Raw genomic sequence first — 14,395 nt, forward strand, 5'->3', positions numbered from 1 at the left:
CGATTGGTTGAGTTAGAAGAACAAAAAAAAGATGCGATAGTTGCCTTTAACGGGGATAGGCTTTTTTCTTTATCCAAAGAACAGGAAGCATTGCTCCTTGATTTAGAAAAGCTTGAAAAAGCACGTCAGCAAAATATAAAAAGCTATGCAAAACATCATTCAGTTCCGCCCGATTCCATGACACTTAAAGACTTTATATTACTGTCACGCCCACTTGATAATGAGGACCTTTTTGCAAAGGCTTCAGAGCTTAAGAGCATAATAGAAAAATTTGCACGCTTACATGAATCCAATAAAAAGCTCATTAGTGATAATCTGGAATTGTTTAATGTTATCCTTACGTCTTTGAGAAAAGCTGCCACAGTGGAAACAGGATATGGACCTAAAGGTATAACACAGCGCAGTGCCAGTGGGGCAGTATTGATGAATACAACAGTGTGAGGTAGAGTATGAATTCAACATTCATGGGGATAGAAATTGGGAAAAGGGGGCTTTTGGCTCACCAGCAGGCACTGCATGTTACCGGGCATAATATATCAAATGCAGCCAATGAGGAATATTCACGACAGCGAGTGGTGATAACAGCAGCTGATCCTTTGTATGTACCTGCATTAAACCGAGCAGAGCAGCCAGGCAATATTGGGCAGGGCAGTGAAGTTGCCATGATCCAGCGCATACGCGATGAGTTCATCGATGATCGCATTATGGTGGAAAAACAGGCTTTTGGTTACTGGAAAGCGCGCAATGATTTTATCTACCAGATAGAGATGGTATACAATGAGCCATCGGACCAGTCAATACGAAGCCGATTGGATGCGCTGTGGGAAGGGTTTCAGGAACTATCAAAATACCCCGAAGAGCGCTCAACACGTGAGGTGGTTAAGGAAAAGGCCATAGCTTTAGCTCATGAAGTTAAATATGTGTATGGCAAATTGTATGAATTGCAGAAACAGGCAAACAGACAAATTGGCCATACAGTGAATCAGATAAATGAATATGCTCAAACAATCCGTGACCTCAATGAAAGGATATTGAAAGCAGAAGCATTAGGTGATAATCCCAATGACCTGAAAGATAAGCGCGATGCGTTGATTGAAAAACTGTCTCAGCTTGTAAACATTAATGTCAGCCGTACTGATAAGGATGAGCTTATTGTATATATTGGGTCAGAAAATCTGGTACAAGGCGAGGTGTTCAGGCCACTAGTTGCTATAGAAGACCCTGAGAACAATGGCATGTTCAAAGTATTATGGAAACAGACGCTCACTGATGTCAATATTCAAAGCGGTGAGCTGGCAGGCCTTATTTCAATCCGTGATGGTGTTTTGCGACAGAACATTAATGACGTTAATGCATTTGCAATTAATTTAACTGACCTTGTAAACGAAGTGCACCGTGATGGGTTTGGCAAGAACAATCAGACAAATAATAATTTCTTTAAACACATTGCTGTCAGCGACAATGTAGAGGGAAACTTTGATCTGAACAATGATGGTATTTATGATGTAACAGCTCTGTTTAAAATTTCGGGCAATAATAAAGTTGATGCTTCAGCTGCTATCGGGATTACAGGTACACTCACATTTGTTAAGAACAATGCAATAGACCAGGAAATCAAGATAAACTATTATGCAACCGACACACTGCTTGATGTCATTAAGCGTGTCAATGATGCCAAGATTGGAATTGTGGGATATATCAATCACAACAGCCAGCTGGCTTTCAAAGCAACTATCGCCGAAGATACTGATAAAAAAAATTTTATTATACGACACCTAGAAGACTCAGGGCAGCTTTTGGTGGGCTATGCAGGTATTTTGAAAGAGTCAGGCCCACAGGGTGCATTTGACTACAGGCGGGTAGATGATATACGAAAGATTATTGCATCCCGTGAGCATATCACCATCACACCGATGTTTAACCCTGCTTCGTATATGGACATTGATGATGCAATCAAGTATGACATAGATTCCATAGCTGCTGCAAAGGGAAAAGACTTAGGTGGCACAGGCGACTTCAATACATCAAATGGTGTAGGTGATGGAAGCAACGCCCTGGCACTGGCAGCACTCAAGCACAAGCATGCAATGATTGATTCCAACGCAACATTCAATGATTTTTATACATCACTTATCTCGCGTATTGGATCACAGGGTGAGGAAGCCAAAGACAGAATCGCAAGTCAGGAAACTCTTTTAAAGAACCTTGCTAATCTGCGCCAGTCAGTCTCTGGAATTAATCTGGATGAGGAGATGGCAAATATGGTTCAGTTCCAGCACGGGTACAATGCTTCAGCACGGGTAATTGCCATGATTGACAGGATGCTGGAAACAATTATTAAGTTAGGCCAGGGGGTGTAAGCCATGCAACGCGTAACCAATCAAATGATTAATAATACAATGATCTATAACCTGAACCGCCATCAGCAGGACATGGATAAAATGCAGGATATGCTTGCAACGGGGAAAAATGTGCAGTTTCCAAGAGATAATCCTGTTGCTGCCACCAATCAGATGCTGTATAAAACTGCACTTGTTGAAATAGAACAGTATATTAAAAATATTGATGAGGCAAAGTCAAAATTAAGTGAAGTAGACTCTGCGCTACAATCTGTGATACGCATCTTTCAGCGTCTGCGTGTGCTTGCAGTTCAGGGTGCTCATGGTATATATACTTCATTTGAACGCAAGGAAGCAGCAGCAACTGAAATTAATCAGATGCTTGAAGAGCTTGTTAGCATCGCTAATATCAGGGGGGCGACAGGTAAGCCCATCTTTGGCGGCTATCAGACAGGCACTGAAAATATACCTGACCCGTTTGTTCCCATATACCAGACACTCACTGCGGGAAATCAGGGCAATGCAATGATTGGTGTGCAGTATCGTGGAAATACCGGTAAGATTCTGAGAGAAGTAGCAACCGGTGAGTATTTAGATGTGAATGTGCCAGGCAACTGGGCATTCTGGGCAACCAATCAGGTGCTGTCGGCAAATAAGGATGTTTCGCAGTACAGGGCACTTGCCACGCAGTCGTTTAAAATTGATGGTGTATCAATTCAGGTTGCTGCAGGCGATACTATCGATATGATTGTTGATAAGATAAACAATGCTGGTTTAAGTGTACGGGCTTCTATTGGTGCGCGCAACAACCTTGTGCTTGAAACAACGGTGCCGCATGCCATCTGGCTTGAGGATGAAGGCAGCGGGACATTCCTGCGTGATGCCGGCATGATAAATCCTGACTTTCCCAATCCGCCAAACAATATTGATCCAACGGTGTCGGTAAGCGGCATGTCAATATTTGATATGGTTATACAACTGCGTGATGACCTTGTACGTGGTGACCAGGAGTTAGTTGGCGGGCGAGATTTAGGTCTTATTGATATGGCACTTGACAATGTGTTGCGCCACATTGCTGCAATAGGGGCAAAGGAAAATCGGGTGGAAGAACTTGCAAAACGTTCAGAATACGCTAAAAGTAATATCCTTGACATACTGTCAAAATCTGAAGGAATTGATTTCCCTGAAACAATAATGAACTTCAGATGGCTTGAATCAGTGCATAATTATGCGCTTGCAGTTGGTGCACGGTCAATAAAGCCAACACTTATGGATTTCCTGCGATAAATTAGATAACAAGAGGTAGTCACGTTGATTACAATAGTCACAAAACCATTTGGCCAGATTGAAGTTGATGAACGTCAGATAATTGATTTTCCTGAAGGAATTTATGGCTTTGAGGATATTAAAAAGTTTGTAATTCTGGATGCAAACGAAAAATCCCCGTTTAAATGGTTACAAGCATACAGTGAGCCCGATTTAGCTTTTGTCATTATACGCCCTGTTGATTTCATGGTGCAGTATGAGCTTGACGTATTGCCTCAGGATCTGGAGGATATAGGGGCAAAAAGCCCAGACGAGGTGTTGGTATTTGCGATAGTTACCATACCAGAAGACCCTTCCAGAATGACAGCTAATCTTCAAGGGCCAATTATCATTAATCCCAAAACGCGATGTGGTAAGCAAGCCATATCGCTCAACGATAAATACAAAGTGCGCCACTACATACTTGACGAGATAAAAAAAGCACAGGTGAAGGGGTGAATTCATGCTGGTACTGGCGCGCAAAATAAATGAAAGCATAATGATTGGCGATGATATTGAAATCGTAATAATTGATATAAAGGGTGATCAGGTTAAATTAGGAATCAAGGCACCAAAATCTGTTGCAGTGCATCGCAAGGAAATATATGAAGAAATACAAAAAGAGAATATTGCCGCTATGAAATCCCAGCTTAAACCCGATACACTCAAAGATATTACTGACATATTGAAGACACATACAGAAAAAAACATTGACAACCAAAAAAAATAATAGTAAATACACATACAATGTTGTTACCCTTTCGGATGGTAGCTGTGCGCTACTGTCATACTGGATTGTATTTTGAGGACCTCAAGTTATACAATAGATCCCAAATAAGCTTTGCAGGGTTCGTTATTATAATCTTATTTATGGGGGTTATATGCCTGATGTCATTGTTCAGACAAATGTACTGTATCTTGTAGCTTTCTTCTTTATAGTATTCGTTATACGTGAGATAGTAGCATTTAGAAAGATTTTGAAGCTTAAATATGTCTTCACACCACTTGTAACATATCTTGTTATTATTATTGCTTTATATCTATCCTATGTGCGTGGTTTTAATCAATATAATATTTTTATTATTGCAGGGCTTGTGTTTGCATTAATTGCTGATACATTGCTTATGATAGAAGAGATAAGTTTTTTTATCCATGGGCTGTTTTTCTTTTTATTAACGCATATCTGCTATGTATATGCATTGAGTATTAACTATAATTTTGGCACAACAGATATAATTGTTGGTGTAGTTGTACTGATACTTTTCTTTTCTTATTATCTGTTGATTCATAAAGCAAAAGGGAAGCTGTATTTTCCAATAATACTCTATATGCTCGTGCTGTCACTAGTGATGCTTATTGCTATAGGTACATTGGTAAAAAATATATATCCACGGGGTGCCATTGTAACCATTGCTGCAGTTCTTTTTGCAATATCCGATGGAGTACTTGCCTTCAATCAATTTATACGAAAAATTCCTCATAGTACTGTCGTGACGTGGTCGCTGTATGCACCTGCACAGCTGTTGTTTGCATTTTCCTGCTATTATTAGAAATTTTTCTTATAATTTTTCTTGTTAAAATTTACACTTTATTAGTATAATTTATTGATAATACAATTCAATTAATGTAATAATATTATGGTGGGGTGCTATGAAAAAGACTTTGGTATTCTTAGTAGTAGTATGTATTTCCTGCGGACAAATTATAACGCAAACCCCAAAAAAGGATTATGAACGAATATATAAAAATTTGACCAATGCAGAATCAATCGAAAATCTGGTGCAGAAGAATAAACTGTTAAATACAGCATACACCCTTATTATGCAACGACATGGAGAATTGGTAAAAGAAAAAAAATCTGATGCAACTGTAGCATCTTTGCTTGCCTATTACTATTTTTTAAAAGGAAACTATCAGGATGCAGGGGCACAGGCTGAACTTGCCCAGTCTATTAGTACAGGTACAGATCCCATAGGCCTGATTTTACAAGCACGTATACTCCTTGCCACCAAAGGGAAAGCTGGTGCTGGAAGTGCGCTTGATATTTTGCGCTCATTGGAGGGTTTGGATAATCCAATGGCGTATATAGCAACAGGCGATGCATATTTTTTAAAATCAGATTATGATAAAGCCCGTGATAACTATACAAAGGCATTATTGCTAAACAAAGAATTGCAGGTTGTAGCTGCAAACCGCCTGGAAGTTATTTCGCGTATAAAAACATTAACTATTGATGTAGCAAAAGTATCTGACTTTATTCTTGAACCTGTAATTACTAGAGATAAACTTGCGCATTTACTGTATGAAATATTTGAAATTCAAAAATATATTACAGTGACAAAACCACTGCCCGCCGATTTTATTGATCTGGCTAAGTCTCACTATGCAAGTGCAGTATCTGCATTGCGCAGCAAGGGTTTTTTTTCATACATTCAGGGTAACACCTTTGAACCTTTTATGGTAGTATCTAGAGGAGAAATGGCAAAAGTTGTGGAGGATTTTTTGGTGCTTTCCCGAAACAACGAAGGATTGAGGACAAAATATAAAGATGAATCACCTCCGTTTTTTAATGATATAAAGACCGATAACGTGTATTATAATGCACTACGGCTTGCTTGCGATATGGAAATTATGAGTGTTTCCCTAAGTCAGGAGGCATATCCTGACGAATCGGTTACAGGATTACAAGCAATAATGATAATTCAAAAATTGATAAAGTAAGCCATTATTTTAATAAGGGGTTATTATGAAAAAAAGCAAGATAGCGATACTTTTATGTGGATTACTAATCGCGGTAATTATTGGTGCCATAACATTTGCACAGTTAGAAGACAAAGCTAAAAAAGGCCAAGCAATTTCAAGTCCCAGGATTACCTACAAAAATTATATATGGATAGAGGGAGAAAATGCAGTATCTACAAATTTTGCCCGCGAACCCATTTATAATTTTTTCTGCAGCAATAAATTTGCACTACAGCTTTCAAAAGATGTAGAGCCTCCACAGGAAGGATATTTTGCTACGTATGTCTTTTACGTAACGCACACTAAAGAATACGATTTATGGATGGGATGTACTCCACCGGGCTCAAGGTATAAGGATAGGCCAGGGTATGCTTCACCAATTGAATGGAAAATTGACAATGGTCCGTTTCAAACAGCGTCAGCTGAAAATGTGTATGTTAAAAGTTTCTATGGCATAGGTGGCTACTACTGGGTGAAAATAGCATCCGGTACACTTAATGCTGGCAAACATACATTAACAATACGAGTTAAACAAAAGCGAAGCAGTGGATGGGATTACTATTTCTATATTGATGCAATTGTACTGTTTCCTCAGTACAGTACGGGTATTGCAAAACTTATGGATTTTCCTGAGGTTTGGCCACAGGATTTTACAACTCCCGGAGATGGCATTATATTTAATACTCCTGAGTTTTATGAAAAAAAGTTACGAGCAAATATAAGCGACAGGGAAGCGCTGTTCACTCTTGTACAGATATATGGCTGGCTGTATGATTACAACAAGGCAATATTTTTATTGCAAAAGTATCTTGAGAAAAACCCGCGTGACATTGATATGCGGTTACAATTGGCTGCCTTTTATTCATGGTCGGATCAGCTGGATGCAGCTATCAGCGAATACAAAAATATTATATCAATAGATGAGAAGAATATCACTGCCCGAAAGCTCTTATCGGTGCTTGCTGGCTGGAATAACCGTTATGATGAAGCAATAAAGTATTACCAGGAGATTATTGCTATAGAACCTGAAAACGTTGATGCTTATGTTTCGCTTGCCACGCAGTATTCGTGGAAAGGTGAAATGAATAGAGCTATCGCCACATTTGAAAAAGCTGAAAGTTTAGCCCCAAACAATGCTGATGTTCTTGAAGTACTGGGCGACAATTACTACTGGGCAGGAAGGGCGTATGATGCAATACGCCAGTATTATCGTATTATTGACATAGATGAAAAGCGAATATCAGCGTATAAAAAGCTTGCAAAGATATATCTTGATTTAGGCGAAAGTGCAAAGGCCAGTAAAATAATTAATGATGCAAAACAGGTAGTGGATCTGTATCCGGAGCTATCGGGCATATCCCTTGATGTGAAAGATGAACTTGCAAAAGAGCGAAAAGCACTGATTGAAAGCTATAAAGAAGCGCTAGTTAAGAATCCCGATGATATTAATTTGCGAAAAGGGTTGGTTGATACCTACATCTGGAACAGAATGTATGCAGATGCGGTCAGAGAGTATGATGCTCTTTTGGCGTATAAAATGTTTCACTCAATTGAGCAGGCAGAACAAAAGCTGGCGCGGTTAGCAATACATACTGTGGGATTGCAGTCGCTCAAGCCAGTTATTACACATATCCAGGATGATGTGCGCACACTGCAGAAACAGTATGCAAAACTTATAGCTGACAAAAAGAAGGGAATTATTGCACCTCCATCGATTGCACGTGATAGGGCACGGCTTGAGGCTTACGCTGCAAAATTAAAAGATATACAGAAAGAACTATACTTATACAATGACATCATTGCTGCATTTGGAAAAGATGTACAGACGTATACTGCTATGCAGGCAGCAACAGGCTTTCAATTGGAACACGGCAGAATTTTACGGTATGCAGCTACAGCAACTAAATTAAATCCCCAGCTTTATCAGCCGTATAAGGTGCAGGGTACTATTGAATTATTATATGGAAGTCCTTCACGTTCAATAGATTATTTTGAGACAGTAAAAAAATTATCTGCCACAGCTGAATTCCCGGGCCTGCCAATGGCATATGCACAAACGGAAAAGTTTAGTAGGGCGATAGCTCTTTTAGAAGAGTCACTGCAAAATAAAAAGATTGCTACTGGTTACAAAACCGATATCGAAGCAGTACTATCACTTGCAAAATTGGATAAAGGAGAAGAAGCGGGCATACAAGCTTCTGTTTCTGACTTTGAAGAATCACTTTCAAATGTCGTTACATTGCTTGAAGCAGTCAGTAGTGATGTTGACCAGAAGTTGGTATTTGGTTGTGCAACAATTCGTAATGTATATGAAAAACAGTTTATGGATCTGGAACTGGATAATGCGCGTATATATAAAGAGATAGCTAATTTTTATTTGCAGAATGGAAATTATAATGCCTCCCGTGAATATTACAGCAATATTCTGAAAGTGCAGCCGCTTAACGTTGAGGCTAATTTTGCCATGGGAAGTATAAATGAGCTTTTAGGGTATTGGAAGGATGCCAAAGAAAATTATGAAATATGCATTAATGCTCAGCCTGATTTTGAGCATGCACGTAAAGCTCATTATGAACTACAAAAGCAACATGCTCCTTCGATATCAGCAAATGGTATATACTTTCATGACAATATACGCACACGATTTGGAATTGATGTCAGTGGATTGTATGAGCCTTCTCAATATTTTACACTGCAGGCAGGCTATGAATTTAGAAAACAGACTGATACTGGAGGAATAGCTACTACTGGGCAGCTTTTTTATCCCTCAGATGGCAATGTAACAATGCACAGAGCTTTTGCACAGATGTCAATTCCTGTTAGGATTTTATATATGCGGTTTTTTGCACAACTGGGTGGAAATATGTATTCGGGGACAGTTAATTATGGAAATCCCTTGTATGATTCAACATTGAATTATATGTCATTAACCTATGGTGCTGGAGTATGGTGGACACCACCTGCAACAGGGATAACAGTAAAAGTGACTTACAGCCATGATGATGAAAATGATTTAACTCAATCATTAAAGATGAAGTTCAGGGATGCAATCACCTATGATATGATAGAAGGCATCCTTGATATTAATTTTTCCGAGTACAATTTTCCATTGAGCAAGCGACTGTTTTTATATAACAATGTGCAGTACCGAATGCTGTCGGATTCAAACACACGGATGTCAAGTTTCAATCAGCTTACGGTACGAGTGTACCGCATACCGCAATGGAATATGTTTTTTGATGTAGCTGGTATTTACGCATACGAAGACACAAAATTCACGCGGTACACTTCAGGGGATATATTGCTTGTACCGTATTGGGCACCACAAGGGATATCGTATTATGGTCCAATGGCTAAGGTAACTCAACAGGTGGAAAATATTTTTGGCGGCACTTTGTTATATTCGGTATTTTTTCAGTATATGAATAATTCAATTGAACAACGAATTATGATGCCCGGCATGTCTGTTTCACACAACTGGGATAAATTACAGATCTTTGCTGAATATATGTATTCAAATGTAACTTTACCTAATTCAACAATAGATAAGAGGTATATTTCGCATGATCTGAAATTTGGAGCAACAGGAAAATTTTTCAGTATTTATACACCAAAAGGGGCAGGTGGCAAACCAGTACTTTTTGTTTCACCAAATCCTACTCTCATAACACCTGATGGCGATGGCAAAGACGATTTTACAACTTTGAGCCTAACTGCTTTTGACGAAAAAGGTATTCAACAGTGGTGGATTGAAATTTTAAATGAGAAAGGTGAAAAGGTTCAGGAATACAGTTTAGCAGGTGCAGTACCTGCAACCTTCAGGTGGGATGGCACAGGAAGGAATAATATACTTGTTCCAGAGGGGAAATATTATGTTCAGCTTACCATTCAGAATTCTGCTGGCCAACGATTCAGTTCTAAAAAGCAGGAGATTGTACTTGCCACTGCAAAACGTGCAATTGCTCTGACCCCTTCATATACAAAGTTTTCGCCAAATGGTGACAAGATTAAAGATACTATTTCATTTGTTATTCAGGCAACAGATAAGAAAAATGTGGCACAATGGTTTATTACGGTAAGCAGCAAAAATAAAATTGTAAAGACTATAAAAGGGAATGATTTTATACCCTATGATGTGTTATGGGATGGGAATGATGACAACCTCAAACCCGTGCCTGATGGAGAATATACTGCAAAAATGACCATTAAATATGATGATGGTATTGTGGTTGCATCACCGTCTGCAATTATTACTGTAGTGACTAAAGTAGCTGTTGATATAAAAGTTGAACCTAATGAAGTTGTACCAATACAAACCACCTTGCGTATTACCCCAACTATTGATGGTGATGTTACGCAATGGCAGGTGCGATTTATGCGTGATGATGGTGCAGTGGTGAAAGTTATTAATGGTGCTGGAACCCCACCTAAAGTGATATCATGGGATGGTACTGATGATAAAGGACAGCCCGCTGTGTACAATATGCAACTTGCTGCTCAAATGGAGATAACGGATGATGCAGGCAATACAGCCTTATCAAAGAAAGTGCCTTTCATGGTGGGATTTTTAGTAAAACAGGAAAAGGGTAAACGAATTGTGTACATGTTTAATCAGGATACTATATTTAAAGGCAGAAGTGATGAGCTTACAGTACATGGTGTATTTATCCTTGATCAGCTTGCAGGAAAACTGACTAAAATGGCTGGTTTTACAAAAATTACTATCGTTGCCTATACTGATACGATGGGGAGCAAACAATCGAATATGGCATTATCACAAAAGCAAGCAACAGTAATAGCTGACAGGCTCAAAAACCTCCCTGCAGAAATTAAAGCTGTGGGGGCAGGATCAGAATTATTGTATCTAAAGGATAAACCTTCAAAATGGGATATGCGCTATGAAATTGAGCTCTATTAAAAGATTAACTATACTGCTAATTTCTATCTGGATAGTAATAGGATATACGACAAGTTCTTTTGGAAAAGCAAAAGGACTTACGGTGCTGTGTATATACAAATCTTCAGAAGGATATACCGATGATAATAACCCATTGAAATGGTTTTTTGAAAAGGATATTACAGTAAATGGGCTGCAGGTGAAATACCACGATTTTGATAAAGGATTTTCCTCATTGGGGAATCTTGAGGATATTAGGGCGATAGTTACCTGGTATAATGGTGGTGTTGTTGCAAATAAAGATATAGGCATTAATTATGCAAAATTTATGATTGGCGCAGCAGATAAGGGTATTAAGATTATAATTGTTAATTCATACGGTGCGTACGGCTATAAGGATGGCAATGAAACAAAGTGGGATTTACTGCCCTATATCAGACCGCTGTTTACAAAGATAGGGATTTATTTTCAGGGTTTCTGGACCAACAACCCCAATAACATAAAGATAATTTATAAAGACAGTGCAATGGTTGAGAAAGATGAAAAGCAGGATGTGACAAAATCATTGCACTATCAGCAAATAATTCCTCTCCGTGAAGATGTAAAGACATATCTACAACTACAACGGACCGATGCTCCACCACAGGCTGGTGATGGAAAGTCAAGCGTTATTGTAATATCCAAAACGGGAGCATTTGCGTTAGAAAACTATGTGGTTCGTGGTAACAAGGTAATGCTGAATACTTCAGCTTTTATTAAGGAAGCGTTATTCTACGATGACGGCTATCTTAATGTTGCTGTTATTATAGGTGATGTAGATAAATCAGAGATGGTGAGAAATAACATATCCTATGCCTTTAAATATGCAAAAATCAGATATGATTTGTATACAAAAGAAGATCTTAAAAGTTTGGTAGTCAGTGATTTATCCGAATATGAAGCAATTATAGTCGCAACTAATAATATAACTTCAGTGCCTATAGGGATAATTAAAAGTTATGTTGAAAATGGAGGCAAATGTATCTTTTTGAATTATGTTGAACCTGATACTCAATACAATGCTTTTTTAGGAATCAAAGAGTATTCAAAAAAAATTGAATATAATAAGCAAGGCTTTGCTATTGATCCTTCATTTTTTATGAATGGAGTGCCTATAACTGGAGAAGATATTGGTTGTAATGTGAGGAAAGCAGTTCTTGAAAATGATGTTAAGATTTTAGGAAAAATAGTCTCATTGTTTGATTCTGATAAATATCCAATTGTGTGGGAAAGAATTGTTAATAAAGGCAAAATATTATATTGGAATACCAATTTGTTAGATGAGTCAAAACTGGTTCGTGGAATAATTATTCAAAGTGTATATAAGGTATCAGATGTTTTTGCAACTGGTATGATCAATGTAGGCATGATGATGATAGATGATTTTCCTGCACCATGGTGGAATGTTGCATATAAGCCATATAGAATTAAATATTATAGCGATATTTTACAAAATGAAAAGGATAAATTCAACCGTAAAAAGTTAGAGGAAATTATTGAAAAGCTAAAAAGGCTGCCTGATGAAACCGACACGCTTTTTATATCCGATGTATGGTTTAAGGATATACTCAACTGGCAAAAACAGTTTGGTTTTGTATACTCCAGTTTTCTTATATTTAATTATAACAGGGATACAAAAGCCGATGAAGCAGGTTTTTTTGTGAGGGATTTTTATCTATCGCAAAATGGCTTAAGTACCAAAATGGGAATTGCAGCACTTGAAAATGGTTTTGAGCTTGGACTCCATGGATACAACCATATGTCATTAACTCTTACAAAGCCAAAGGAATACGATTCCGTTCCATGGCCTGATAAAAAAAGTATGATACAGGCGTTAACTGTAGCAAAGAATGAATGGATAGCTCTTTATGGAGAAAATGCATTACCATTTACATATGTAGCACCACATAATATAATTGATGCAACGGGTTTGCAGGCATTAGGTGAGGTGTTTCCAAGTATACGGGTTGCATCTACACTCTATGTTGCTAAAAGCGGTGAGGTGGAACAGGAATTTGACTGGACACCTGATAACAGGTTTTTCCAGATTCCTCGTATTACTTCAGGGTATTATTTTCAGGATTTTGATAAATTTGCCCTCTATGATGCATTCCATAATTTTGGCATAATAAGTCATTTTATACACCCTGATGATGTTTTTGATGAAATTCGTTCAAAATCGTATGAAGGATGGCAATGGCTTAAGAGTAATTTTGAAAAAGAATTTGGCACGTTAAAACAAAATTTTCCCTGGATTCGCTGGATGACTGTAAAGGATGCTTTCTATGAATTTGTGGTATACAATTCTTCAGCAATTAATTTTAAGGTAAAAAATAATTCACTTGAAATTTATACACCTGGTGGAGCAGGACGAAACTACTACGTTCGTGCCCGTATACCAAAACAATACAAACAGCTTGTCAATTGCAGTTTAGTACAATATACACCAGCAACAGGGGATATTGTTGTAAAGACAAATAAGTACAAGGCAACGATAGTGTGGTAGATGGTTACAGCATCTATTCAATAGACACTACGTTTTAGTACATCTGCAGCTTTGGGGCAAATCTCCTTAAGTTGCGAAAACCTGTGGTCAGCTGCCTGAAATCCAAATGAAAAAGTTTTCCCTCCATCGGATTTCCAGTAGGGTTCGCCTTTTCGTGCCCTTACATATTCATCACCAATAAAGGCAATGGAATTCTGATTGCAGTCTTTATGTGATGGATTATTTTTAGTACATTCTTCCAGGCACATAAGTATCCAGTTGTCACTTACTTTACTCTGTGCATATATTGATATTATGAATGATGCGGCAAAAAACAGAAAAAAAAGAAAAACCATTTTTTTCATATCAATTTCCTCCTGAAAATTTAGAATGCTTAAATCATGAAAATAAAAAATCCTATGAATTTATAAAACTATAGACATTTATACCAATTTTACTACTTTGCCCCATACTTTCGCAATACAGGTGCTGCCTGTGTGCTTGCTTTTTGTAATACTGATTCACCATTATCATCTTTAGCGTTAACATCTGCACCTTTTGCAATAAGCAATTCAATTATTTTATTAC

General features: G+C 38.0%; 10 protein-coding genes. 9 read left to right on the plus strand and 1 reads right to left on the minus strand.

The features are described 5' to 3' along the window. From N3F66_12750 to N3F66_12790, 9 genes are all read left to right on the plus strand, one after another. On the plus strand, nt 1–441 hold a 441-nt coding region (locus tag N3F66_12750; protein ID MCX8125014.1), incomplete at its 5' end, for a flagellar protein FlgN. Between the two features lie 8 nt (nt 442–449). Beyond that, a complete protein-coding gene (gene flgK, locus N3F66_12755; protein MCX8125015.1) occupies nt 450–2,360 on the plus strand; it encodes a flagellar hook-associated protein FlgK in 1,911 nt (636 codons plus the stop codon). Nucleotides 2,361–2,363: 3 nt separating this feature from the next. Beyond that, nucleotides 2,364–3,626, plus strand: coding sequence for a flagellar hook-associated protein 3 (locus N3F66_12760; protein ID MCX8125016.1), 1,263 nt, complete (start codon nt 2,364–2,366; stop codon nt 3,624–3,626). Between the two features lie 27 nt (nt 3,627–3,653). After that, nucleotides 3,654–4,103 (plus strand): flagellar assembly protein FliW, encoded by a 450-nt coding sequence (fliW, locus tag N3F66_12765; GenBank protein MCX8125017.1) that lies wholly within the window; start codon nt 3,654–3,656, stop codon nt 4,101–4,103. Nucleotides 4,104–4,107: 4 nt separating this feature from the next. Beyond that, nucleotides 4,108–4,374, plus strand: a complete 267-nt coding sequence (csrA, locus tag N3F66_12770; GenBank protein ID MCX8125018.1) for a carbon storage regulator CsrA — start codon at nt 4,108–4,110, stop codon at nt 4,372–4,374. 151 nt (nt 4,375–4,525) lie between these two features. Continuing rightward, nucleotides 4,526–5,194 (plus strand): lysoplasmalogenase, encoded by a 669-nt coding sequence (locus N3F66_12775; GenBank protein MCX8125019.1) that lies wholly within the window; start codon nt 4,526–4,528, stop codon nt 5,192–5,194. Between the two features lie 100 nt (nt 5,195–5,294). Further along, nucleotides 5,295–6,365 carry an S-layer homology domain-containing protein gene (locus N3F66_12780; protein ID MCX8125020.1) on the plus strand — a complete coding sequence of 357 codons (1,071 nt, stop codon included), beginning with the start codon at nt 5,295–5,297 and terminating at the stop codon, nt 6,363–6,365. A 25-nt stretch (nt 6,366–6,390) separates the two neighbouring features. Then, nucleotides 6,391–11,304 (plus strand): hypothetical protein, encoded by a 4,914-nt coding sequence (locus N3F66_12785; protein MCX8125021.1) that lies wholly within the window; start codon nt 6,391–6,393, stop codon nt 11,302–11,304. Then, nucleotides 11,285–13,828: a DUF2194 domain-containing protein gene (locus N3F66_12790; protein ID MCX8125022.1), complete on the plus strand. Its 2,544-nt coding sequence runs from the start codon at nt 11,285–11,287 to the stop codon at nt 13,826–13,828. The genes N3F66_12785 and N3F66_12790 overlap by 20 nt, the downstream gene beginning before the upstream one ends. A gap of 17 nt (nt 13,829–13,845) precedes the next feature. Here the strand turns inward: N3F66_12790 and N3F66_12795 are convergent, their stop codons facing one another. Continuing rightward, nucleotides 13,846–14,172 (minus strand): hypothetical protein, encoded by a 327-nt coding sequence (locus tag N3F66_12795; protein MCX8125023.1) that lies wholly within the window; start codon nt 14,170–14,172, stop codon nt 13,846–13,848. Nucleotides 14,173–14,395: the final 223 nt, after the last annotated feature.

It is taken from the genome of Spirochaetota bacterium, assembly GCA_026414805.1.
Lineage (GTDB): Bacteria > Spirochaetota > UBA4802 > UBA4802 > UB4802 > UBA4802.